Below are 25,755 nucleotides of genomic sequence, written 5' to 3' on the forward strand. Positions count from 1 at the left end.
TATTTAAAATTTTATGAGGTAAACGAATGAGGCTTGTATATGTCGTTAACGTCTCTTGGTTTTTTCATTCCCACTTTATCCGCTTGGCAAAACACAATTTAGAGAAAGGCTACACGGTCCACATCATTACCGGTGATGAAGAAAAGCGCGAAGAATATGAAGCCCTAGGTTTTCATTATCACAATTATGGTGTGACTCGTGACGGTACTAATCCACTTAACGAGTTCAAAGTTATATGGACGTTATTTAAGCTGTTGAAGCAAATCAAGCCTGACCTTCTTCATGCGTTCACAATAAAACCAGTGCTATATAGCGGATTTTTAACGAAGCTCTTCAAAAGTATTCGACCACGTCGATCTGTATTTTCGATTACTGGACTTGGTTCGCTGTCTCTCGCTGAAACCCCAAAAGCTCGTCTATTATGGCGTGTCGTTGAGTCTATTTATCGGTTTGTTCTTTCACAGCGTCAAGCTACTGTCGTGTTTGAAAATGATGATGATCGCGCTCTATTTGTTAATGATGGCATTGTACCTGAATCGCGTGCAGCATTGGTTAACGGAGTAGGTATTGACACCCAATACTTTGTTCCAGCTGATGTTAAAAATGATAAACCCGTTGTCGTTTTTTTAGCGAGAATGCTTAAAGATAAGGGGGCTCGAGAGTTTATTGAAGCTGCTCGCATCTTGAAAGAGCGTCAAGTTAATGTGCGACTGCGTATGGTGGGTGGTGTTGATGATGAAAACATTTCCTCGCTCAAAGAATCTGAACTTGTTGCCGCGAATGAGGCTGGTCTGATTGAATTTCTAGGGCATCGAACTGATATAATAAATATCTATCAGGCGGCAGATATCGCTTGCTTGCCATCTTACCGAGAAGGGTTGCCAAAATCACTTATTGAGGCTGCATCATGTGGGTTAGCTATCATTACCAGTGATACACCAGGATGTAGGCAACTGATTGATTCAGTAGGGCCAAATGGTTTACTCGTGCCTGTCAAAAATCCCTATGCGCTTGCCGATGCCATCCAACAGCTAGCTGAAGATCGGGCATTAAGAAGCCAATACGGGAAACGTAGTCGTATGATGGCACTGGAAAAATTTGACTATAAAAGTGTACTCGCATCATTTGACGTCATTTACGAAGAACAAAGGAAGCGATAGCCAATATGATGAAAGTTTTTCTTACCGGGGCTAGTGGATTTGTTGGTCACCATATTCTGTCTGCATTTAGTCTTAAGTATGAAGTAACCTGTTTTGGTCGTCAGCGGCCAATTAGTTGGCAAGGCGACTTTGTAAAAGGACAGCTGCAAGATATTGAAACGGCAAAATTAGAACTTGCTAACGTTGATGTTGTCGTTCATAGCGCCGCACGTGCTCATGTTATGCAAGACAGTTCCAATAACCCATTGGATGAATATCGAAAGGTTAATACGGTTGGCACGCTGGAACTTGCCCAACAAGCTGCTTCTCAAGGAGTAAAGCGTTTTATTTTCATTAGTTCGATAAAAGTAAGCGGTGAGGCCACCACTTCAGATGCTTTTGTTGCGGATGGGATGCGATCGCCTCAAGACGATTACGGACTATCTAAGTCAGAAGCGGAAACTCAGCTTTTAGAGTTGGGAGAGCAAACTGGAATGGAGATTGTGATCATTCGTCCTCCTTTGGTTTATGGGCCGGGAGTGAAGGCTAATTTTGCTTCGCTATATAAGTTAGCAGGGAAAGGCTGGCCCTTACCTCTCGGTTGTGTAACGAATAACCGTCGTAGTTTAGTGTCGATATACAATTTATTAAGTCTTATTGAAGTTTGCCTTGAGCACCCTAATGCTGCGAATCAGGTCTTTTTAGTATCTGATGGGCAAGATGTATCGACTCGAACGTTGATTGAACTAATGGCGAGAGCTCAAGGACGTAAACTCTTGATGCTTCCAGTGCCAACTCGTTTGTTTGAATTTGCAGGACGATTGACGGGGAAATCCGCTATGGTTGAACGTCTCACTGGTTCTTTACAAGTCGATATTCATAAAAATGAACGTATGTTAGACTGGAAGCCTCCTTTTACTATGGAGCAAAGTCTTACTCTGATGAGCAAAGCGCTTTAATTACAATATATTGCGAGAAAGTGATGTTACGTCTTTTGGATTTTTTGATTGCGTTTTTTGGGCTGTTATTTTTGTGGCCTATTTTGGCTATTGTTACGGTCATTGGCCTATTTGATACTGGTTCCCCGATCTTTATCCAAGAGCGTGTAGGTCGAAATAAAAGGCCATTTAACCTGATCAAGTTTCGAACTATGTCGCTGGAGACCAAGTCCGTTGCTAGTCATTTAGCAAGCCGTAGTTCTATTACTAAGCTTGGTGCATTTTTACGTAAAACCAAAATTGATGAACTACCACAGCTTATCAATGTCGTGAAAGGTGAGATGAGTTTAGTCGGTCCGCGTCCAAACTTGTTCAATCAAGAAGAGCTCATATCTGCGCGAGATGCTGTAGGTGTATACGATGTTTTACCCGGTGTGACGGGATTAGCACAGGTGACTAACATTGATATGTCCACACCGGAGTTGTTAGCTAAAACGGATAAAGAAATGATTGATACCTTAACGTTATCACATTACTTCCGTTATATTTTAGCCACGGCAACAGGTAAGGGCATGGGCGACCGCGTTTCCAAGTAGACAATATTTTCGTTATACCTTTATAGTAAGGAGCCTCAGTGCTTTCTCTTAACCCAATATGGGCGATGCCAAGGCCATTAAAAAGAGTCGTGAGTGTTGCCTGTGATTTATTGTTTATCTTCCTCTCGTTTTGGGGCGCATTTTACGCCCGTATGGGCTATATCGATGAGTTTTGGTTTGATATTGACTATTGGTTTGTCTTAGCCGCTGTATCTGGTGTGACAGTGCTAACTTTTATCAATACGGGCTTGTATCGAGCGGTTTTACGATACTTGAGTTTGCACGCTGTTATTACCATTGCATTTGGCGCCATCATTTCATCGCTTTCTATCGTTCTTTTTGCTCATTATTTTCAGGCTTTCCTGCCCCGCTCTGTCCCTATTATTTATGCGACGTTTTTAGTGTCATTAAGTGGCGGTGCTCGATTATTGGTTCGAATGCTAGTCTCTGATTTGATTGTGAGGGGGCGAACACCTGTTCTCATTTACGGGGCTGGAAATGCTGGAAGGCAGTTGTATAACTTGATTGCACAGGGAGAAGAGTATCGCGTTGTTGCATTTATCGATGATGATCGGAAAATGCACAAGACGACCATTCAAGGCGTCACTGTTTTTCGGCACAAATATTTAAGTAAACTGATAAAGAAAGAAAAAGTTGAAAAAGTATTGCTGGCAATGCCGACGGCATCAAGAAATGAGCGTAAGCGCGTTATTGAAAGTGTGTCTCAGTATCCCGTAGAAGTGATGACCATTCCAAATTTGGTAGATATCGTTAATGGTGAATATCAAATTGATCAGCTTAAAGAAGTGGCGATCGAGGACTTGCTAGGGCGAGATCAAGTTGCACCGAATCAAGCGTTATTGGAAAAAAACATTAAAAGCAAAGTGGTGATGGTGACTAGGTGCGGGTGGGTCGATTGGCTCTGAGCTTTGTCGTCAAATCATAAAACATCAACCCACAGCTTTAGTCTTGTTTGAACTATCAGAATATTCACTGTATCGAATTGAACGTGAGCTCCAGCAGCTCGTGCCACATATTGATATTGTGCCGATCTTAGGTAATGCGCAAGACCAAACCCGATTGGTTCGCACTATGTCTGCGTATCAAGTCAAAACAGTTTATCATGCTGCGGCATATAAGCATGTGCCTTTGGTGGAATACAATGTGGCTGAAGGGATGCAGAATAACGTCCTTGGCACCTATCGTACGGCGTTGGCTGCGATTGAAGCGGATGTAGAGTCTTTCGTATTGATCTCTACAGATAAAGCGGTTCGTCCGACGAATGTTATGGGAACAACTAAGCGTTTGGCTGAATTAGGCCTTCAATCGTTGGCAAAAGAATATCAAATATCGCATAACACGATTTTTTCTATGGTACGTTTTGGTAATGTACTTGGGTCATCTGGGTCTGTGATCCCATTGTTTAAGTCTCAAATTGCAGGCGGGGGGCCCGTTACGGTGACGCATAAGGATATTATCCGTTATTTCATGACGATCCCTGAAGCGGCGCAGTTAGTTATCCAAGCTGGGGCGATGGGAACGGGGGGCGATGTCTTTGTACTTGATATGGGCGAGCCAGTTCGAATTTCTGATCTTGCTAAAAACCTGATTCACTTATCTGGTCTTGAAATCAAAGATGAGCAAAACCCAGATGGCGATATTGAGGTGATTTATTCAGGGTTGAGACCGGGCGAAAAACTGTTTGAGGAGTTATTGATTGGTGATAGCGTTTCCAAAACGAGTCACGATCGAATAATGATGGCGCAAGAGGTCTCTATGGACACTAAGCAATACAAAGCGTTACTTGACGAAGTCCAGCAAGCCGCAGACAATTTTGACCAAGAAACATTAAGACGTTTGATGCTGGAAGCGCCAACTGGATTTGTGCCAACAGATGGCATTGGTGATTTAGTCTGGAATCAAGCGAATCAAGCGAATTAACTATAACTGGATGTAATGTAGTCCAAACCAATGTGTAAGATGAAACTATGAAAATTGCTGTTGCAGGAACCGGCTACGTAGGCCTATCTAATGCGATGCTCCTATCTCAAAATCATGAGGTAGTGGCGGTCGATATTAATGAAGAAAAAGTGGCGCTGTTATGTAACGGTCAGTCTCCAATCGTCGATACTGAAATTGAGGCGTTTCTGAAACGTGATGATCTGAATTTTACCGCGACGTTGGATAAAAAATTGGCTTACTCGAATGCCGATTATGTCATTGTCGCGACGCCTACGGATTACGACCCACAAACTAACTACTTTAATACCGGTTCCGTAGAAGCGGTGATTAAAGATGTGCTTGCGGTGAACCCAAGCGCGGTTATCGTGATTAAGTCGACGGTGCCTGTTGGGTACACAGTGCGGGTACGCGAAGAACTAGGCACAGAAAACGTCATTTTCTCGCCAGAGTTTTTACGCGAAGGCAGTGCGCTGTTTGATAACTTGAATCCGTCTCGCATCATCATTGGTGAGCGTAGTGAACGCGCAAAAATCTTTGCTGATCTGCTGGTTGAAGGCGCGCAGAAAGAAAACATCGATGTGCTGTTTACTGACTCCACCGAAGCAGAAGCGGTTAAGCTGTTCTCTAACACTTATCTTGCGATGCGTGTGGCGTATTTTAACGAGCTGGATTCTTACGCAGAAGCGGCGGGCTTAGATACTCGCCAAATCATTGAAGGGGTGGCGTTAGACCCTCGTATTGGCGGGCATTACTGCAATCCTTCGTTTGGTTATGGCGGTTATTGTCTGCCAAAAGACACCAAGCAGCTGCTGGCAAACTACCAAGAAGTGCCAAATAACATTATCGGTGCCATCGTAGACGCTAACCGTACCCGTAAGGACTTTGTCGCGGAATCGATTATGAAGCGCAATCCAAAAGTGGTGGGCGTGTATCGTTTGATCATGAAGTCGGGTTCGGACAATTTCCGCGCGTCGAGCATTCAAGGCATCATGAAGCGTTTAAAAGCCAAAGGCATTGAAGTGATTGTTTACGAGCTAGGTGTTAGAAGAAGAGCATTTCTTCCATTCACGTGTTATTCGTGATGTGGCGGCGTTCAAGCAAGAGGCCGATGTCATCATCTCTAACCGTATGTTGCCAGAGCTTGAGGATGTGGCTGAGAAGGTATACACCCGAGATTTGTTTGGTAACGACTAGTTATTGCTAAAGAGACGACTAGCTATTGCTACAGAGATTAGTGATTAGTGATTAGTTTCGACTGATATAAAAAACGAGAGCAATGTGCTCTCGTTTTTTTTGATTCAATTTTTATCATCTCTGCGTAGACTGGGAGCTTGTCAGCTTGTACTTAGCTTTGCGGCTTACTCTTCTACGTCTTTTTCATCTATCTCTAAATTCACATCAAGCGGCTCTTGAGACAGGATGATGCCCGTGTTATCGGCGTACACATAATCTTCTGGTAGGAAGGTTACTCCGCCAAAGTTGACGGGTACGTCAATCTCGCCAATTTCGCTCTGCGCCGCACCTACAGGGATAGACGCCAGAGCTTGTATGCCAAGGTTCATCTCTTCAAGTTCATCGACTTCACGGACGCAGCCATAGACGATGATGCCTTCCCACTCGTTATCTTCCGCCAGCGCCGCAATTTCTGCATCAATGAGTGCTTTACGCAGTGAACCACCGCCATCGATTAATAGGATTCGACCTACGCCATCTTGCTCTAGGATGTCGCGGATTACACCGTTATCCTCAAAACATTTTACCGACGTCACTTGACCAGCAAAGGAGGCACGACCGCCAAAATTGCTGAACATAGGTTCGACCACGTCGACTTGGTCTAGGTAGATATCACATAGTGCTGAAGTACTGTATTCCATGGCGATTCTTCTGTTCAGTTAGCAAAGGGTATGTTTCGAGTATATCGGGTGACTAAGTCAATGCAATGACAAGGCGCAATTAAGTCATCAGAGTTTGAGCTATAACAATTCCAGAAAACAAGATATTAGTGACAAGTGAACATTTTACCACGACTGGCATCATCGGGGCGATCTGAGCAGGCTCAGTGGCACGCCATACGGCACTGGCATGGCGCCCAACCACGATAGCGCTCAGCGCAAAGGGCAGAATCACCCAAAGTGGGGCAGAATGTGTCAGGGATTGGGCGACTAAATACAGAGCAAAGGCAATGATGGCGCTGCTGAGTAGCAAGGTATGGTAGCGCTTAGCTCGTTGCGCGCCCAAGCGAACGGCCACGGTGCGCTTTCCACATGCGTTATCATTGTCAATATCGCGCATATTATTGACGTTTAACACTGCGACCGCGAGCAACCCACAGCCAATAGCTGGCAGTGCTAACAACGAGTCGATGTGACCTGTGTGTAGAAAATAGGTACCAGTAACGCCAAGTAATCCAAAAAAGATAAAAACAGAGATGTCCCCAAGGCCGACATAGCCATAGGGCTTATTGCCAACGGTATAAGCAATGGCAGCAATGATGGCCAGTACGCCAAGGGCGATAAAGGCGAGAATGTTTTGCAGTGAATCTAAGGCGTGAAAGATGAGCCCAAGACCAGCGAATACCGTGAGCACAATATTAAAGATGATGGCTTTCTTCATCTCTTGCTGTGTCACTTCGCCAGATTGAATCGCACGCATCGGCCCTAAGCGATTTTCGTTGTCTGTCCCTTTAACAGCATCGCCATAGTCGTTGGCTAAGTTCGACAGTATTTGTAACAAGGTGGCGGTGACGAGCGCCAGTAAGGCGATACTCCAAGACATGCTACCCGTTGAAAAGGCGAGGGTGCTGCCAGTGACGATGGAAACCAAAGCGAGGGGCAGTGTTTTTGGTCGGGCTGCATCGAGCCAGATTTGGACTGATTTATTCATAATTGCTTATTTCTGATACGCGTACAAAGGAGTATACGCAATTTTGGCAGAGCACCAAATTCTCAGCGACAAATAAAAAGTGAGGTTAACAGTATGCCGTTAACCTCACTCCATTTATTTATTGCACTTGCAAGGATCTACATAAATTTAGATACCGTGCGCATGGTCGATATTTGAGATTAAAGAATGAATCGGCTCAGATCTTCATCATCAACAAACTCGCCAAGGCGTGAGGTGACGTAAGCGGAGTCAATGACTAAGCTTGCGCCAGATTTTTCTGTTGCATCGAATGAAATCTCATCCATTAAGCGTTCCATTACTGTATGCAGTCGGCGAGCACCAATGTTTTCTGTGGTTTCATTAACCTTCCATGCCGCATCGGCAATTTGCTGGATGCCGTCTTCGGTAAACGAAACATCGACGTTTTCGGTCTTCATTAGCGCGGTATATTGCTCGGTTAACGACGCTTTTGGCTCGGTAAGGATACGTTTAAAGTCGTTGCTGCTTAGTGCTTCAAGTTCAACACGAATCGGTAAGCGGCCTTGCAGCTCAGGGATTAGGTCTGATGGCTTCGCCACTTGGAAGGCGCCTGAGGTGATAAATAGGATATGGTCCGTTTTTACCATGCCGTGTTTGGTTGACACCGTACTGCCTTCAATCAGTGGAAGCAGGTCTCGTTGCACCCCTTCACGTGACACGTCAGGGCCTGAAGCTTCGCCGCGCTTACAGATTTTGTCGATCTCATCGATAAAGACAATACCATTGTTTTCAACGTTATAGATGGACTGCTCTTTCAGCTCTTCTTGATTAACCAGTTTCGCGGCTTCTTCTTCAGTGAGCGCTTTGAAGGCATCTTTGATCTTCAGCTTGCGCTTTTTCGTAGTATCGCCGCCTAAGTTCTGGAACATGCTTTGCAACTGGTTGGTCATTTCTTCCATACCAGGAGGCGCCATGATTTCCACGCCCATTTGCGAGGCGGCGACATCAATTTCAATTTCTTTGTCGTCTAGCTTACCTTCGCGCAGTTTTTTACGGAACGTTTGGCGAGTATTGGAAGCCGTGTTGTCTTGTTGTTCATTCTGGCCCCAAGCATCGCGTGCTGGTGGCAGTAGGGCGTCAAGAATGCGCTCTTCAGCTTGCTCTTCAGCGCGGAATGTCACCTTTTCCATTGCCTGCTGATGAGTCATCTTAATGGCCACATCGGTCAGATCACGAATGATGGTTTCGACTTCCTTACCCACGTAACCCACCTCAGTGAATTTCGTGGCTTCGACTTTGATAAAAGGCGCGTTGGCTAATTTTGCAAGACGGCGAGCAATTTCGGTTTTACCGACATCGGTAGGACCGATCATCAGAATGTTTTTTGGAGATACTTCAACACGCAGACTTTCTTCAAGCTGCATACGACGCCAGCGGTTACGTAGTGCAATCGCCACTGAGCGCTTTGCGTTATCTTGGCCAATAATATGGCGGTTAAGTTCGTGAACAATTTCACGAGGGGTCATTTCAGACATCATTATTCCTTACAAAGATTGGACACTATTTTTGTTTTTATGGCGTTACTTTTCGCCGCTTTCTAGTTCTTCAATAGTGTGGTTGTGGTTAGTGAATACGCAAATGTCACCTGCGATTTTGAGTGACTTCTCTGCGATTTCGCGAGCATCAAGATCGGTGTTTTCAAGCAGAGCCATCGCTGAGGCTTGCGCAAAGTTACCACCAGAGCCGATGGCAATAAGGTCATTTTCTGGCTGAACCACATCACCATTACCAGTAATGATCAGAGACGCCGTTTCATCGGCAACCGCCAGTAACGCTTCTAATTTACGTAATGCGCGGTCGCTACGCCAATCTTTAGCCAGTTCTACAGCGGCCTTGGTGAGGTGGCCTTGGTGCATTTGCAGCTTGCTTTCAAAGCGCTCAAATAGTGTGAAGGCATCCGCAGTGCTGCCAGCAAAGCCTGCAAGGACTTTATCGTTGTAGAGGCGGCGAACTTTACGGGCATTGCCTTTCATTACAGTATTGCCAAGGGACACTTGCCCATCACCAGCAATTACAACTTTGTTATTTCGACGTACAGATACAATAGTAGTCACGGTGTATGCCTCATAAATTTTAGATTTTATTTCCAGTATGAAATGGATATGCGGACGAGCGAAAAGAATTTCAAGGGAAGAGGTGGGGTTATTGGAAAAGCGGTTCTATGGTTCTATGGACCTGTGGCCCTTCTATAGGTGTGACTTATGGTGTGTAACGGCTGGCTTTTTCATTAAGAGCGATAGCTCTGTTTTATGACATCCCTCCAGCAGAGGAGGGATGCTCTGATTAGGTTTTTTAGCTCATCATGGTTTACAGTTCAAACCGTAGTGTGATTGGTTAGAACCATAGAACCATAGAACCATAGAACCATAGAACCATAGAACCATAGAACCATAGAACTATTGCGTTTCTTTCCAAATCGCACACGGCTCTATCTTAGCGCGTTGTAATTTGTGCTTATCTCGCTCGGCATCGCGTTTGAGCTTGTATGGTCCAAGAACCACGCGGTACCAGCTGCTGTTTTCTTTCTTTCTAATTTTACTCGAGAGGCCTTGGAAGGCGATGTCCAGTTTACGAGCGTCAGCTTGTGCCATGGTTTTATACGCGCCGCACTGCATGATGTAAGGGATAGCAGAGACAACTTGCTCTTTTGCTTTTACTTCCACTTCACGTTTTGGCAGGGTCTCAACATAGTCCCACTTCTCTTCTGGAGGCGGCGGGATAGGCTTAGCCTGCTTTGCTTTAGGCTTGCTGACTGTTTTCGCTGGTGGTGTCGGCTTTGCTGGCTCTGGGTCTTGATTGAGCAGATATAAGCCGTAGCCAAATCCGCACGTCAAAATGATGGCAAGCAGTCCGCTACGCCATGGCTTTTTACCTGTTGGTTTCTTTTTGCAGGACGACGGCCAGTATTCGCACCTTTGCCTCGTCTAACGTAATCTCGGTTTGCCACTGATGACACTTCTAATGTTGAAGTAAATAACTGACCTCATGGTAAATACCACGAGGTCAACTTGCAAGTCAGCAAATGGTTGGTTAGATGATTCTTGGAGGAGCCGCACTGTCGCGTATCACAAGTTCGGTATCCAGTAGGCGAGACCCAGCTCTAACGTCTACACCTTGCAGTACTTCTAGCATGGTATACATGGCTTGACGGCCAATTTCATACCTAGGCTGTGAAATGGTCGTCAGTGGTGGATCGCAGTATTGAGCGAATTGAATATCATCAAAGCCGACAAAGGACAAATCTTGCGGAACGCGCAAGCCAAGTTTTTTGGCCTCTTGCATCGCGCCAATGGCCATAATGTCGTTGTGGCAGAAAATAGCGGTGGGTGGCTCGGGTAGCGCTAATAACGTCCGAACAGACTTAGCCCCCGCTTCAAAGGTAAAGTCACCTTTGGCAGTGTAAGAAGGGTTCATCGGGATACCTGCACGACGCAGCGCCTGCTGGTAACCTTGCTGTCGGAAGCGACACAAAAATGCGGTGTCGGGTCCGGATATTTGTGCGATACGCTTGTGACCCAATTGCGATAAGTAGTTCACTGCCTCAAAAGCAGACGTCAGGTTATCGATATGAACGGTAGGCAACTCCAGTTCAGGCGCAAATTCGCACGCCATCACAATGGGAGGGAGGTTTTTTTGCTCTGGCTTACTAATGTCAAACGGAAGATCCGTTCCGAGCAATAGCATGCCATCAGCTTGCTTGGTGAACACCAAATTAACAAAGGAGTTTTCGCGTTTTTGCGATTGTCCACTGTCGCCCAATAGCACTAAATAGCCATGCTCGATTGCTGCATCTTCAATACCACGGATGATCTCTGAAAAATACGGATCGCAGATGTCAGGTACAATAGTGACGATGGTTTTCGATTCGTTACGACGCAGGTTTCGAGCTAGGGAGTTTGGTGAATATCCAGCTTCTAATACCGCCTCTTCCACTCGTTTTCTCGTGCTGGATGAGACCTTTTCAGGGTTCATTAATGCACGTGAAACGGTGGCGGTAGAAACCCCTGCAAGCTGGGCAACATCCTTCATTGTCGCCATACAATACTTTCCTCATGTTTTGCTAATTTAATGAAATACCTATTTCACTGATTGCTTTTCAGTGCACTTTTTGGCGGTTTTCGCCACACTTTGCTATTTAAGTTATCTTTCTTGTTATGCCATTTTACTGAGTTTTTAATCAACGAATCGTCGTCAATTAATCAGGATGGCTAGGATAAACAAAGCGAATAAACAGGTCTTGATTATCATGACGCATTAATGGAAATTATTCATTTCCAAACAAAAAGTTACGGTCCATTTAACAGAAATTGCATCATAGTTGTGAAGTATATCACATCTGAAGCGGATGATATTTCTATAAGTAAACGTTTGCGATGGTCTAGCTAAGGTCTTGTGGCTCGATATCCATCGACCAGCGCACTTTTTCGCCAATGGTAATTGAGTGATCACCAGCTTCGCACTGGAAATGATTTTTTGCATCACGCTACGTGACGGTACCTGCAAAATCAGTTGCCACCGTGACTTACCTGCTCGTTTGGCGATAGGGGCTGGGGTTGGACCCAGTACCAGGCAGCTATTATCAAACAGTGGATGCGCTTCCAAGGAGTAGCGAACCTGACGTAGAAACGTCTCCACATCTGCGGGGTTATTGGCTTCACAACGGATTAACGTGAGGAAGCTAAATGGAGGCAGCTGTGCCAGTTTTCTTTCTTGCAGAACGGTATCGGCAAAGTGTCGATAGTCCTTGTTGAGTAATGACTGCAGTAAAGGGTGATCGGGGTGGTGGGTCTGCAGTAAGACTTCCCCGGTTTACTCGCTCGTCCGGCTCGGCCTGCGACTTGAATAAATAACTGAGCTAAGCGCTCTGACGCGCGAAAGTCGCTGCTATAAAGAGACCCATCCACATCAAGTAAAGCAACGAGTGTGACATTGGGGAAGTGGTGTCCTTTCGCCAGCATTTGCGTACCAATTAGTATTTGGTATTCGTTTTTCTTTATCGCATCTAGCGCTGCTTCAAGGCTGCCTTTTCGGCGCGTACTGTCTCTATCAATTCGAATGGTTTTGTATTCAGGAAACAACTCGCCGAGTTGAGATTCCAATTGTTCAGTGCCTACACCTACAGTGACCAGTTGATGTGAGCCGCAGCCTTGGCATTGGTGGATAACGGGGTGTTGGGAGCCGCAATGATGACAACGAATTTCATTACTGGCCTGATGATAGGTGTAATAGGCATCACAGCGCTTACATTCGGCGATCCAGCCACACTCGTGACACATTAACGCTGGGCTGAAGCCTCGTCTATTGAGAAACAGCATCACTTGATTGCCTGCGTTTAAATGGCGACGCAATTGCGCAATTAACGGGGCTGAAAGCCCACTCTCTAAATACTGACCTTTTACATCAATGACTTTATTGGTGGTGGGGACCGCAAGTCCTGCTCGCTGACTCAATATTAAGTGGTGGTATTTACCACTTAACGCGTTTTGCAGCGTTTCCAATGACGGAGTTGCAGAGCCAAGAATAATCGGAATCTGTGCTTTGTTAGCACGCATGACTGCGACGTCACGGGCATGGTAGCGTAGGCTGTCCTGCTGCTTATAAGAGGTGTCATGTTCTTCATCGACAATAATGATACCCAGATCAGCAAAGGGCGTGAGTAATGCCGAGCGTGTGCCGATGACAATACCCGCGACTTTATCTCTTGCGCTGAGCCAAGCGTTTAAGCGTTCAGTATCATTAAGCCCTGAATGGATGACTTCCACTGGCACATTAAAACGTTTACGAAAGCGATTAATTGTTTGTGGCGTTAAGCCAATTTCTGGCACCAGTACGAGAGCTTGTTGTCCTCGCTCAAGTATGGGCTTGATCATATTTAGATAGACTTCTGTTTTACCAGAGCCTGTCACGCCTTCTAGTAAGTAGCAGCCAAAGTCGGTTTGGCTATTCACTGAAGCAATCGCGATGGCTTGCTCTTCATTGAGTCGAAGATCGGGCGGAGTATTGGTTAAGTCGCTCGGCCATTGTAGCGTGGGTGCCTGTTTTTCATGAGCGCGGACCCAGCCTTTCTCATCAAGGGTTTTTAACACCGTGCTACCGATGTCATTATCTAATAGCGCTTGATGCGAACAGGGCCCATTTTCTAGAAAATGCATCGCTTTGGCTTGTTTAACAGCTCGACCAAAGCCATGCATTAATTGATTTTGGCCCGCTTCCGTTAATTGCCACTCAACGGTGGTGGCAAATTCCGCGGGTTTGCCTTTTCTCAGCGCCGCTGGTAGAGCGTTGTGTAACGTATCGCCTAATGGGTGCTGATAATAAAGGCTGCACCAAGTGATGAGTTCATATAAAGGCTGTGACCAAATAGGACGGCTATCAAGGGCGGCTTTTATCGGCTTGAGTTGATCAATGGGAAAGTCCGATTGATGGCTGAACTGAGTCACGATACCGACGAGTGTTTGACGTCCAAACGGCACAGATACGCGTCCTCCCACCACTGGAAAGAGGTGAGTAGGAACAATGTAGTCGAACTGTTTATCTAGTGGCACGGGCAGTGCAACACGAGCAACGTTTGGGCGCATAGTAAAATCGGTATTGATAAAATAGAGGACTATTCTACCTAGCTATGTTGGGTTCGATAAACAGTTAATTAAATAAACTGAATGACGCCACCTAAAGGTGGTGAAAAAAGTGGCAATTTTAGTTGATTCAATCTCGACTATTCATTACTATACTGCGCCTTGATGGTATGGCTTATTTGCACCTTTGAGTGTAAAAAGCGGTAACACAGGTATTTTTTTCACTACGTGTGGTGTCCGGCAAAGATTCGGATAGCGACACGGCCTAAATTTGAGGTTTCCCATGAAAGTTGGTATCCACCCAGAATACAAAGCTGTAACAGCAACTTGTTCTTGCGGCAATACATTTGAGTTCAACTCTACGCTAGCGAAAGATTCAATTCACCTAGACGTATGTGACAAATGTCACCCATTCTACACTGGTAAGCAACGTATCGTTGATACTGGTGGTCGTGTTGATCGCTTCAACAAGCGTTTCGGCGCACTATCTAGCAAGTAATGATATTACTTACGTAGATATAAAAAGGGCGCTTCGGCGTCCTTTTTTGTTTCTATCATTTATCTTTGCTGCTTCTTTTCTCCCTTAGCCTGTCCCATACCCTCTTTATTCCCCCCTTTAATGCATAGCGTGTTGCTATAGCTTGACTGACCACTAGTATAAATACCTATGTATCCGTTCAAAACTGCTGATAACTAGCGTAGTATGATTGGTCAAAGTTGCGACGCACTGAACATAACATGCGCGCGCTTGTCCCCCTTTTAGGCGAGCGAAATACGCTTATTAAGCGGGTTATACTAAAACAATAAACCATCACACTCAGTCTTTCATACTCGAAAAAGCAGGATCACATACCATGTCCGATGACCACCAAATCGATGAATTCCGTCAACAAGCTCTGGATTATCATGCCTACCCAACCCCTGGGAAAATTGAAATCGCTCTGACTACCCCCGCAGATTCTGCTAAGGACCTTGCTCTTGCCTACAGCCCTGGTGTGGCGGAGCCGATGCGAGAGATCGCTCAAAACGCGGAAAATGTGTATAAATACACAGCGAAGGGCAATATGGTCGCCGTGATTTCAAATGGTACTGCGATTTTAGGGTTAGGTAACTTGGGCCCTCTTGCTTCGAAACCTAGTGATGGAAGGTAAGGCGTTATTGTTTAAACGTTTTGCAGGGTTAGATTCTATTGATATTGAAGTGAAGCATCGCACAATAGATGAGTTTGTTGATACGGTAGCGAATATTTCAGACACCTTTGGTGGTATCAACTTAGAAGACATTAAAGCGCCAGATTGTTTTGAAATTGAACGTCGCTTGATTGAGCGTTGTGACGTGCCTGTTTTCCATGACGATCAACATGGAACGGCGATTGTAACTGCGGCTGGTATGTTGAATGCGATTGAGCTGCAAGGCAAAGAGCTAAGTGAAGCGACGATCGTATGTCTGGGTGCAGGCGCCGCCGCGACGGCGTGTATGGAGCTGTTGATCAAATGTGGTGCGATGCGTGAAAAGATCTACATGCTGGATCGTAAAGGTGTGATTCACACGCGACGTGAAGGTCTAAACGAATATAAACAGATGTTCGCGAATAACACGGATAAGCGTACTCTTGAAGATGTTATTGAAGGTGCTGATCTTTTCCTTGGTGTATCGGGGCCTGATTTGCTTCCTGCAGAAGCATTGAAACTCATGGCAGAAAAGCCAGTTGTCTTCGCATGTTCAAACCCAGATCCTGAAATTAAACCAGAACTTGCCCATGAAGTTCGTGATGATCTCATTATGGGTACCGGGCGCTCGGACTACCCGAACCAAGTGAATAATGTGTTGTGTTTTCCGTTCATTTTCCGCGGCGCACTCGATGTACGAGCCAGCGAAATTAATGATGCGATGAAACTTGCAGCTGTTGAGGCGATTCGTCAAATCGCTAAAGAGCTTAGTACCTCAAGACGTATTGGATGCCGCTGGCGTCTCGGCGTTGTCATTTAGTAAAGATTACATTATTCCAAAACCAATGGATCCACGTTTGTTACCGCGAGTAGCAAGAGCGGTCGCGGTCGCGGCAGTAGAGTCCGGCGTGGCAAGAATTGAAATGCCTGAAAATTATATGACTGAGTAGGTCGTTTAGGTTTTGGAGATCGTAAGGTTTTGGGGATATTAGGGCTTTGGGAAAAAAAGTACCTAGTTCCTGGAATTTGCTTCAAAAAAAACGTTGCTCGAGAGGGCAACGTTTTTTTTATTTTTCCCAGGACCCAGGACCCAGGACCCAGGACCCAGGACCCAGGACCCAGGACCCAGGACCCAGGACCCAGTTTCTAGATTTTATTCTTCATCAAACGCTTCAAACTCAATGCCCATCGCCGTCATCATCGCTTTTACTTCCGTAGGGATATCATCTGGGCGGTCTTTTCTCAGGTCTTCATCGGTCGGTAGTGGCTGACCGAGTATAGGCATGCAGAAACGCTTCACACAATAATTCACTATTGGTAGCATGGCGTAGGTTGTTGATTTGGCGGCGAGTTCTTTCATCCGTCAATATCTTTAGCACTTTTAACGGAATGGATACCGTGATCTTCTTAACCTGCTCACTTTTCTTGCCGTGCTCCGCGTAAGGGCTAATGTATTCGCCATTCCAATCTGCCATTGCACACCTTCGTTTATTGATCGTAAATTTGTTTAATAAGAAAGGTGCAATTTTAGCGGCATTTACTGCCATAAGCAAAGACATATAGACGTCTAGAAGTGTTGACGTCTCACAAAATGGACAGTAAAGTGGGGCTTAGTTTAACGGACTGTTAATTTTTTCAAAGATTGATGCTTTTCCCTGTCGGTTCAAGCATGATGAAAACCCTATTTAGTCTTCACTTTGCGCGCGTTAATAAAGGATGTTTCTATGAGCAATCGGAAGCCAGCGACCATCGCGGTACGAACGGGTATCGAGTCAGATACCCAACACCACGCTGTCGTCCCCCCTATCTACCTTTCTACCAATTATGGCTTTCCTGCTTTCGGCGACGTGCCTAAGTACGATTATACCCGTTCTGGTAATCCCAATCGTGGTTTGCTAGAGCAAGCACTATTTGAATTGGAATCAGGCAAAGGGGCAGTGGTGACGAACTGTGGGACATCCGCACTGAATTTATGGGCATCGGCATTTCTTGGACCTGACGATCTTATTATCGCGCCACATGACTGTTATGGCGGGTCTTATCGTTTATTTAATACTCGCGCTCAAAAAGGCGATTTCCAGGTTCAATTTGTCGATCAAGGTGATGAGGCGGCATTAGATGCCGCTATCGCTAAAAAGCCCAAGCTTATTTTACTTGAAACCCCCTCTAACCCGCTAGTACGCGTGGTGGATATTGCTCGAGTATGTGAAAAAGCCAAACAAGTTGGCGCGCTGGTGGCCGTTGATAACACCTTTTTGACAATCGAGATACCAAAAGCCTTTAGAGTTGGGGGCTGACTTTGTTATTCATTCAACCACCAAGTATATCAATGGTCACTCAGATGTGATTGGCGGCGTGGTGATTACCAAGACCGAAGCGCATGCTGAAGAGTTGGCATGGTGGGGCAACTGCATTGGTGCAACGGGTACACCCTTTGATAGCTATATGACGCTACGTGGCATTCGTACTTTAGGTGCGCGCATGCGTGTCCATGAAGAGAGTTCGCAAGTGATCCTTGATTACTTGAGAAATGAAGCCTTGGTCAAGGTTATCTATCACCCAAGCTTACCAGAGCATCCTGGTCATGAGATTGCCAAAAAACAACAGTCGGGTTTTGGTTCCATGCTGAGCTTTGAGTTTGCTTAGTAGCTTTGAGCAACTCAAATATTTTGTTGGTCAACTTGAGCTATTTTCTCTTGCCGAGTCACTGGGCGGCGTGGAAAGTTTGATTTGTCACCCTGCTTCTATGACGCATCGCGCAATGGGTGAAGAAGCGCTTGCAGAGGCGGGCGTGTCACAACAACTCTTGCGTTTGTCTGTTGGCTTAGAAGATGCGCAAGATCTAATTGAAGACTTACAACACGCTTTTGATAAAGCAAGAACGTTTGAAGGGTAAAGACGGCGATGAGCAATACTAACGTACCGACAACGAAGCAATTACATAAATTTGGCGGCAGCAGTCTGGCTGATCCAGAGTGCTATCGTCGTGTGGTATCGATTCTAAAAAATTACTCTCATTCAGACGACCTTATCGTCGTGTCAGCGGCAGGGAAAACCACAAACCGTTTAATTAACTTTTTAGATGCGTTAAACAAAGACGGTCGTGTCGCGCATGAACACTTACAAGCCTTACGACAGTTTCAATTGGATCTAGTTGAAGCGTTGATTGAAGGTGATGACGCCGAAGTTCTGCGCGTACAGCTAGCGGATGAATTCAGTACGCTAGGCGAACAAGTCGCGCCACTAACGGAAGCTCAGAAAGCCGCTGTGTTAGGTCATGGTGAGGTGTGGTCTTCTCGATTGCTGGCTGCATTGTTGCGACAACACGATTTACCTGCTGTGGCGCAAGATGCCCGCGCATTCTTGCGGGCCGAGTTTGGCGCTCAGCCTGAGGTAGATCGTGCTCAATCTTACCCATTGATAAAAAGTACCTTAGCTCAGCATGCGCATCACCGTGTGGTGATTACTGGTTTTATGGCGCAAAACAGCGAGGGCGAAACAGTCTTGCTGGGTCGCAATGGCTCAGATTATTCGGCGACTGTGATTGGTGCGTTAGCGGAAGTGGCGAGCGTAACCATTTGGAGTGACGTGGCAGGGGTCTACAGTGCCGACCCTCGAGTCGTGTCCGATGCGTGCTTGTTGCCGTTACTTCGATTAGATGAAGCGAGCGAATTGGCGCGTCTGGCGGCGCCAGTATTGCATAGTCGTACCCTTCAGCCTGTGGCGCAAAGCACCATGGATCTGAACTTACGTTGCAGTTATTTACCCGAATCTGGATCCACGCGAATTGAGCGTGTTTTGGCATCAGGTCGCGGTGCCAAAATTATTACTTCATTAGAAGAAGTGCTACTCATAGAGTTGTCATTTGGTAACGGTCATGATTTCGAACGTGCCAAAGCGGAAGTATTAAATGGCTTAAAGCGAGCGCAACTCGAACCGTTAGCCTTTGAAGCGCAGGCCGACCAATCGCGTTTGCGTCTAGCGTATACCCCAGAGATTGCCTCAGGAACGCTCAATGAATTGCAAGATTTGGCGATTGAAGCGGAAATTAAGCTGAAAGAAGGCTTTGCCATGCTTGCGGCGGTTGGCGCTGGTGTGACGAAAAATGCCAATCACTGTTTTGGTTTTTACCAGCAGTTGAAACATGCTCCGGTAGAATTTTTCTGTGAAGCAGATTCAGGCTTGAGTTTGGCCGCCGTACTGCGTCGATCCGAGGTGATGCCGATGGTGAAATCGGTTCATACTCAACTCTTTCAAGCTCAGAAGCGTGTTGCCGTCGCCTTATGCGGTAAAGGTAATATTGGTTCTTCATGGTTAGAGCTTTTCAAGCAGCAAAAACCTGAACTCGAAAAACGTCGTGGCATGAGCTTTGATCTTGTGGCCGTGGTCGACAGTCAAAGCTATTGGTTTGATGAAAACGGCCTGGATGAGCTTACCGTGCTCGAGCGTTATAAAGATGAAGCGGTAGCCCATGAAGGCGATCGTTGGCTCAAGCAAATCGCAGCATTACATGGCTACGATGAAGCGGTCGTATTGGATGTGACGGCGAGTTCAGTGCTGGCACAAAAATACGTATCCATTGCAGAACATGGCGTTCACCTGATTTCTGCAAACAAAGTGGCGGGCTCAGCACCAAGTGCTGATTATCATCGCGTGCAAGATGCTTTCGCGAAAACCAGTCGTCATTGGCTGTATAACGCGACCGTGGGTGCGGGTTTACCTATTAACCATACCGTGCGTGATTTGCGCGAAAGTGGTGATGATATTGTGGCGCTGTCGGGGATCTTCTCAGGCACGTTATCTTGGTTGTTCCAGCAATTTGATGGCAGTGTTCCGTTTGCTGAGTTAGTCGACTTAGCGTGGCAGCAAGGGTTGACTGAACCCGATCCTCGCTCGGATCTAGATGGCTCTGATGTGATGCGAAAGCTAGTTATTTTGGCTCGTGAATCGGGCTTGGATATTGAACCCGATAGTGTTGTGGTTGAGTCTTTGGTTCCAGAGGCACTACAAGAGCTGACACTTGATGGTTTCTTTGAGCAGTCTGGGTTGCTGAGCGAATTGCTTCAAGAGCGTCTAGACAAAGCACAGCGAGAAGATAAGGTGCTACGTTATGTGGCGCGCTTAGATCGCTTTGGTAAGGCTCGTGTGGGCATTGAGGCGCTATCGAAAGAGCATGCGCTTGCTAACTTGCTACCGTGTGACAACATCTTTGCGATTGAAAGCAAGTGGTATAAAGACAACCCATTGGTGATTCGAGGTCCTGGTGCTGGACGAGAAGTGACGGCGGGAGCGATTCAGTCGGACCTAAACTTAATATCGAGTTTCTTCTAAATCCGGTGTTGCTTCGTCTCAATCAATGGTTGCTTCGTCTGAATTGATTGTTGTTTCTGCTGAGTGAATGGCTGCTTCTGCTGAGTGAATGGTTACCTCTGTTCAATCCCCCCTTTTCTTATCATAGAGACGGGGGATTTTGTTTCTAACGTCATACATCTTCAATTTCCCTAACATTCAACATGAAAAAAATTCATTGTGATGCTATTGACTTTAAATGCCATTCATTTCATTCTACAGACATATAGACGTCTAAACGTCAAAAAGAATGACAAATTTAGATTCATCACTTTTAATGACAGACAGGTTTTAGTCTAAGGTTGGCTGGGATAACCAACTTTGGCAATTTAGGGAGAGAACCATGGGATACACGCATGCTGGGCATATTGATGCCTTAAACCAAAATATTGCTGAGCTTTCGGACAATATTAATGTTTCTTTTGAATTCTTTCCGCCAAGCACACCGAATATGGAAGAGACGCTTTGGAAGTCTGTTCATCGCTTGAAAGCGCTTAAGCCTAAGTTTGTTTCTGTTACTTATGGCGCTAACTCAGGTGAGCGAGATCGTACGCACTCCATCATTAAAGAAATTAAGAATGAAACGGGTTTAATCGCCGCGCCTCACTTAACGTGTATTGATGCTTCTCGTAGCGAGCTGATTGATATTGCCGATGATTACTGGGCGAATGGCATTCAGAGTATTGTTGCTTTGCGCGGTGACATCCCAGAAGGTGGTGGTCAACCGGACATGTATGCTTCAGACTTAGTTGAGTTACTGAAATCACGCCATGATTTTGATATTTCGGTGGCAGCATTTCCAGAAGTGCACCCAGAAGCAAAAAGTGCCCAGTCTGATCTGCTGAACCTAAAGCGTAAAATTGATGCAGGCGCGAACCGTGCTATCACTCAATTTTTCTTTGATGTTGAGAGCTACCTTCGATTCCGTGACCGCTGTGTGGCGGCGGGTATTGATGCTGAAATCGTCCCAGGTATTTTGCCCGTTTCTAACTTTAAGCAAGCGTCTCGCTTTGCTGCGATGAATAAAGTAAAAGTGCCAGGTTGGATGCAAAAGCAGTTTGAAGGTCTAGACGATGACCCAACAACGCGCCAGTTAGTGGGAGCAAGCCAAGCGATCGATATGGTGAGAACACTAAGTCGTGAAGGCGTAAAAGATTTCCACTTCTACACGCTTAACCGCTCAGAGATGACGTATGCACTTTGCCATACATTAGGTGTGCGTCCACAAGGGGCATAGTACACGTAAGCATTGCCAATGAATTGTCGAGTCATTGGCAAAAGTAGCTAGAAAGGCAATAAAAAAGCGCTGGATGCAAATCCAGCGCTTTTTTTATTTTTGATAGCTTGGCCTTGAAGGTGTTGACCGAATAACACTGCCGTTCAAGGCGCTTGCCGCAAGGTATTGCGTTAAGCGATAGCTTCCAGCTCTGCCAATGTCTCTTCAGCCCAGTCTAGCCAAGCCTGACGTGAGAATAGGTTACGACGCAGTGTTAGGCGCTCCAAACGAGCGTGCGTATCTAGCGTGCTTGGTGTTGCGTAGTACGCGGCTTCGATTTCGCGATAGTGTGCAACCAGCTTTTTAGAGTCTTCAATCAGCTCTTCTAGTTGTAGACGAAATGCGGCTGAAGGTTGAACTGCACAGGCTGCGAGTTTCGCTGAAAACTCGTCACGGACTGTCGGGTGAACGGTTGGTTGTTCAAACCAATCACTGAGTGTCCCACGTCCAGATTCGGTAATGGAGTACACCTTGCGATCAGGCTTGCCGTCTTGTGGCTCTAATTTGCAAGTCACAAGACCTTTGTCTGCCATTTTGTTTAATTCACGGTACACCTGCTGGTGGCTCGCTTTCCAAAAATATCCGATGCTTGCAGAAAATTCCTTAGTGATGTCGTAGCCAGTCGCGTCGCGAGTGCTTAATACAGTAAGGATAACGTGTGGTAGTGACATGATAAAAATCCAGATCAATAACTTAATAGTAATTATGGCGCTTGTTACCGTCATCTAAGTTGTGACGCGGCCAAAGCTAACGTTCATCAGTTGAAAAGTTAGAATGGTCTTGTGTAAGAAGCATGGTCTGTGTGGTTAACACAGTCGCCTTATATAAGCCTTTGTCACCTAGGAGGTTGTATGAACACACAACCCATGTTGTCGATAGATACTTTTATTATTTTTATCGGACAACAGGATTTAATTATATAGAACTTTATAAGCATTAAGTGGAATAGAGGCTAGTGTCACTAGAAAAGAACTAACAAAAGACTCAATAAGACACTTCGGCAAAATTAAAGGTCGCAAAATGCGACCTTTTGTCTTTATTTTGAAATATTACACTGGCTATCCGGTGTTTCGCATGCCTGCTGCGATGCTCGGCAATCGTCACCATGAGCGCTTCTTCTAGCTCAGTTTCTGTCTCTTCGCTCTGACGTGTGCGATAGAGAAGTTCGGCTTGCAGCATGTTAAGAGGTTCAACATAGGTGTTACGTAGACGAATAGACTCTTGTCCCCATGGGTCGCTTTGCATGAGGTGATCGTTATTTTCTACGTTCAATACCGCTTTAATATCTTGCTGCAGTTGTGCGCGTAGTTTATCACCTAATGGTAGCAACTCCGGATCCGCCAAACGCTGGTCATAGTAGCGTGATATTTCCATGTTGCACTTGGTGTACACCATCTCCAGCATGCCTAAGCGAGTAGAGAAGAATGGCCACTCGCGACACATTTCTTCTAACAGAGCTTGATGGCCTTTATCGATAGAGTACTGAATCGCTTCACCTGCGCCTAACCAAGCAGGAAGCACAAGACGGTTTTGGCTCCAAGAGAAAATCCATGGGATAGCGCGTAAGCTCTCTACGCCACCGTTAGGGTTACGTTTCGCAGGACGAGAGCCTAGCGGAAGCTTGCCTAACTCTAGCTCTGGAGTCGCTTGACGGAAGTAAGGAACAAAGTCCGGCTCATCACGAACAACACGACGATAGGCATCACAAGATACTTGTGATAGCACTTCCATGAGGTCACGCCAATCTTGCTTTGGCTTCGGTGGCGGTAACAGGTTGGCTTCTAGGATCGCACTGGCATACAGGTTGAAACTGTTAATGGCAATTTCCGGGAGTCCGAGCTTAAAGCGGATCATTTCGCCTTGCTCAGTGACTCGTAGGCCGCGTTTTAGACTCTTTGGTGGCTGGGACAATAGCGCGGCATGTGCAGGTGCACCACCACGACCAATAGAACCACCACGGCCATGGAACAGGGTGATTTCAATGCCTGCTTGTTCGCTGACTTCGACCAGAGATTCCATTGCACTGTATTGCGCCCAGCCTGCAGCCATTACGCCAGCGTCTTTCGCTGAGTCGGAGTAACCAATCATCACCATTTGGTGATTTTGGATATAACCACGGTACCAATCAATCTCAAACAGCTGCTTCATCACGGCTTCTGAGTTGTTTAAATCTTCAAGCGTTTCGAACAGTGGGCACACATCCATACGGAATTTACAGCCACACTCTTGCAAAATTAGGTGAACCGCCAGAACGTCTGACGCCGTGCGCGCCATTGAGATGACGTAGGCACCAAAAGCATCACGTGATTGAGAGGCAATAACACGACAAGTATCTAACACTTCTTGTACTGACTCTGACGGCTCCCAGTCACGAGGTAGTAGCGGACGTTTAGAGCTGAGTTCGTTGATAAGGAAAGAAACTTTATCTTGTTCGCTCCATTGGTCGTAGTCACCAAGACCCAAATGACGAGTCAATTCAGAGATCACGTCAGAGTGGCGTGTGCTTTCTTGACGAATGTCCAAGCGAACAAGGTGAACACCAAAGGCTTTCACGCGGCGGATGGTATCAAGAAGTGACCCATCAGCAATAATGGCCATGCCGCTTTCGCGCAGTGATTGGTAACACGCTAATAGGGGTTCCCACAGCTGTGCACTGTCTTCAAGAATTGGTTTGTTTGGCACATCTTGGTGGTTGATCTGCGCTTCTAGCACTTCCAGTGTATTGACCAGCAGCTTACGCACTGGTTTTAGGATCGCTCGGTAAGGTTCATGTTGTTCACCGCATGAGATCTCTCACGTGGTCGTTACATTTCACCATAGACAGCTCAGTGATGAGCTCTTGGAAGTCTTGCAGATAAAGTTCCGCCGCTTTCCAGCGAGAGAGCAGCATCACTTCACGAGTAATTTTGTGTGTTACGAATGGGTTTCCGTCGCGGTCGCCACCCATCCATGAAGAGATGTGAACTGGGCGAGCATCAATGGGTAGCCCTTCACCTAAATAGTTTTTCAGGCGATCATCCATTTCACGTAGGAATTCAGGAATGGCTTCCCACAGCGAGTTTTCGACAACGGCAAAGCCCCACTTAGCTTCATCAAGCGGGGTTGGGCGTTGCTGGCGAATAACATCAGAGTGCCAGCTTTGCGCGATAAGTTGCTCTAAGCGACGCTCTATTTTGCTGCGTTCTTTGTCTGATATTTCACTGAGTTCAAGCTTAGAGAGACACTCGTTAATTTTCACCAGTTTATTGATCATGGTGCGACGAGTGATTTCTGTTGGGTGCGCGGTTAGTACCAATTCAATATTCAGATCGCGAACCGCTTGTGCAGTATCGAGCTTGCTGATGTTCTCTTGGCTTAATTTCGAAAACAACGTATAGATAGGGTCGGGTTCACAGACATCAGCCTCACAGCTTCGTGAGATCGTGTGGTATTGATCGGCGATGTTGGTGAGGTTGAGGAATTGGTTAAATGCGCGAGCGACTGGCGTTAATTGCTCATTAGGCAGGCTTTTAATCTCATCGATTAAAATCTCACGATCGGCCTCATTGCCTGCACGTACAACGGATTTGGAAAGTTGACGAATTTTTTCAACTTTCTCTAAAATCGCCTCTCCGTGTGCTTCCTTGATGGTATTCCCCAACAAGTGCCCAAGCATCCTAACATTGCTTTTCAATGGGGCGTATTTTTCGTTCATAGTCGTCCTGCCTTGTAATTTAACTACATCCATTATTCCGTTTCAGCTTAACAATCTAGCGAAAAATGCTAGGCGTAGTCAAATAAAGTAATCCATGTTTGCAATAATCGCATTGGAATGAAAAGCGCACGCAAA

At 46.0% G+C, this 25,755-nt stretch carries 14 protein-coding genes and 7 pseudogenes; 10 read left to right on the plus strand and 11 right to left on the minus strand.

All coding sequences use genetic code 11. The features are described from left to right. Positions 1 to 26 precede the first annotated feature (26 nt). The 5 genes and pseudogenes from AC0L66_RS02250 to AC0L66_RS02270 all read left to right on the plus strand — a co-directional run bounded on the left by AC0L66_RS02250 (position 27) and on the right by AC0L66_RS02270 (position 5,829). The gene (locus AC0L66_RS02250) at positions 27 to 1,160 is read left to right on the plus strand and encodes a glycosyltransferase family 4 protein (protein WP_473568275.1); all 1,134 of its coding nucleotides are present in this window, start codon (positions 27 to 29) and stop codon (positions 1,158 to 1,160) included. A gap of 5 nt (positions 1,161 to 1,165) precedes the next feature. Continuing rightward, a complete protein-coding gene (locus AC0L66_RS02255) occupies positions 1,166 to 2,098 on the plus strand; it encodes a UDP-glucose 4-epimerase family protein (RefSeq protein ID WP_473568276.1) in 933 nt (310 codons plus the stop codon). Between the two features lie 23 nt (positions 2,099 to 2,121). Continuing rightward, positions 2,122 to 2,673 (plus strand): sugar transferase, encoded by a 552-nt coding sequence (locus AC0L66_RS02260; RefSeq protein WP_473568278.1) that lies wholly within the window; start codon positions 2,122 to 2,124, stop codon positions 2,671 to 2,673. Positions 2,674 to 2,711: 38 nt separating this feature from the next. After that, positions 2,712 to 4,614 (plus strand): annotated as a pseudogene (locus AC0L66_RS02265) (polysaccharide biosynthesis protein). 47 nt (positions 4,615 to 4,661) lie between these two features. After that, a pseudogene (locus AC0L66_RS02270) lies at positions 4,662 to 5,829 on the plus strand (nucleotide sugar dehydrogenase). 164 nt (positions 5,830 to 5,993) lie between these two features. Here the strand turns inward: AC0L66_RS02270 and rraA are convergent. From rraA to priA, 8 genes and pseudogenes are all read right to left on the minus strand, one after another. Next, complete coding sequence (gene rraA / locus AC0L66_RS02275; protein ID WP_473568280.1) at positions 5,994 to 6,509, minus strand: ribonuclease E activity regulator RraA; 516 nt, start codon at positions 6,507 to 6,509, stop codon at positions 5,994 to 5,996. Positions 6,510 to 6,588: 79 nt separating this feature from the next. Next, the gene (locus AC0L66_RS02280; RefSeq protein ID WP_473568282.1) at positions 6,589 to 7,518 is read right to left on the minus strand and encodes a 1,4-dihydroxy-2-naphthoate polyprenyltransferase; all 930 of its coding nucleotides are present in this window, start codon (positions 7,516 to 7,518) and stop codon (positions 6,589 to 6,591) included. A gap of 179 nt (positions 7,519 to 7,697) precedes the next feature. Continuing rightward, positions 7,698 to 9,032 (minus strand): HslU--HslV peptidase ATPase subunit, encoded by a 1,335-nt coding sequence (gene hslU, locus AC0L66_RS02285; protein ID WP_473569174.1) that lies wholly within the window; start codon positions 9,030 to 9,032, stop codon positions 7,698 to 7,700. Between the two features lie 45 nt (positions 9,033 to 9,077). Continuing rightward, complete coding sequence (gene hslV / locus AC0L66_RS02290; protein ID WP_428753977.1) at positions 9,078 to 9,611, minus strand: ATP-dependent protease subunit HslV; 534 nt, start codon at positions 9,609 to 9,611, stop codon at positions 9,078 to 9,080. Positions 9,612 to 9,953: 342 nt separating this feature from the next. Beyond that, a pseudogene (locus tag AC0L66_RS02295) lies at positions 9,954 to 10,504 on the minus strand (SPOR domain-containing protein). A gap of 83 nt (positions 10,505 to 10,587) precedes the next feature. Then, on the minus strand, positions 10,588 to 11,595 hold the full coding sequence (gene cytR, locus AC0L66_RS02300; RefSeq protein WP_265676725.1) for a DNA-binding transcriptional regulator CytR: 1,008 nt from the start codon (positions 11,593 to 11,595) through the stop codon (positions 10,588 to 10,590). Between the two features lie 216 nt (positions 11,596 to 11,811). Beyond that, positions 11,812 to 12,192: a hypothetical protein gene (locus tag AC0L66_RS02305; protein ID WP_473568285.1), complete on the minus strand. Its 381-nt coding sequence runs from the start codon at positions 12,190 to 12,192 to the stop codon at positions 11,812 to 11,814. Between the two features lie 29 nt (positions 12,193 to 12,221). Next, on the minus strand, positions 12,222 to 14,135 hold the full coding sequence (priA, locus tag AC0L66_RS02310) for a primosomal protein N' (RefSeq protein WP_473568287.1): 1,914 nt from the start codon (positions 14,133 to 14,135) through the stop codon (positions 12,222 to 12,224). Positions 14,136 to 14,415: 280 nt separating this feature from the next. Between priA and rpmE the strand changes: the two genes are divergently transcribed. Both rpmE and AC0L66_RS02320 read left to right on the plus strand, forming a co-directional pair. After that, entirely contained in the window at positions 14,416 to 14,631 is a 216-nt protein-coding gene (rpmE, locus tag AC0L66_RS02315) for a 50S ribosomal protein L31 (protein ID WP_265676727.1), read from the plus strand. A 355-nt stretch (positions 14,632 to 14,986) separates the two neighbouring features. Next, positions 14,987 to 16,251: pseudogene (locus AC0L66_RS02320) on the plus strand (malic enzyme-like NAD(P)-binding protein). A 203-nt stretch (positions 16,252 to 16,454) separates the two neighbouring features. On the opposite strand, the pseudogene metJ reads toward AC0L66_RS02320, so the two are convergent. Then, a pseudogene (gene metJ, locus AC0L66_RS02325) lies at positions 16,455 to 16,776 on the minus strand (met regulon transcriptional regulator MetJ). A gap of 249 nt (positions 16,777 to 17,025) precedes the next feature. Here metJ and AC0L66_RS02330 point away from each other — a divergent pair. The 3 genes and pseudogenes from AC0L66_RS02330 to metF all read left to right on the plus strand — a co-directional run bounded on the left by AC0L66_RS02330 (position 17,026) and on the right by metF (position 21,887). Next, positions 17,026 to 18,197, plus strand: a pseudogene (locus AC0L66_RS02330) (O-succinylhomoserine (thiol)-lyase). An 8-nt stretch (positions 18,198 to 18,205) separates the two neighbouring features. Then, on the plus strand, positions 18,206 to 20,632 hold the full coding sequence (locus AC0L66_RS02335; RefSeq protein WP_473568288.1) for a bifunctional aspartate kinase/homoserine dehydrogenase II: 2,427 nt from the start codon (positions 18,206 to 18,208) through the stop codon (positions 20,630 to 20,632). Positions 20,633 to 20,993: 361 nt separating this feature from the next. After that, complete coding sequence (gene metF, locus AC0L66_RS02340; protein ID WP_265676731.1) at positions 20,994 to 21,887, plus strand: methylenetetrahydrofolate reductase; 894 nt, start codon at positions 20,994 to 20,996, stop codon at positions 21,885 to 21,887. A gap of 170 nt (positions 21,888 to 22,057) precedes the next feature. On the opposite strand, the gene AC0L66_RS02345 is transcribed toward metF, so the two are convergent. Then, entirely contained in the window at positions 22,058 to 22,597 is a 540-nt protein-coding gene (locus tag AC0L66_RS02345; protein ID WP_265676732.1) for a PadR family transcriptional regulator, read from the minus strand. Positions 22,598 to 22,984: 387 nt separating this feature from the next. Continuing rightward, positions 22,985 to 25,620, minus strand: a pseudogene (gene ppc, locus AC0L66_RS02350) (phosphoenolpyruvate carboxylase). Positions 25,621 to 25,755 lie beyond the last annotated feature (135 nt).

The sequence above is a fragment of the Vibrio sp. GJ43-1 genome, from assembly GCF_055808835.1.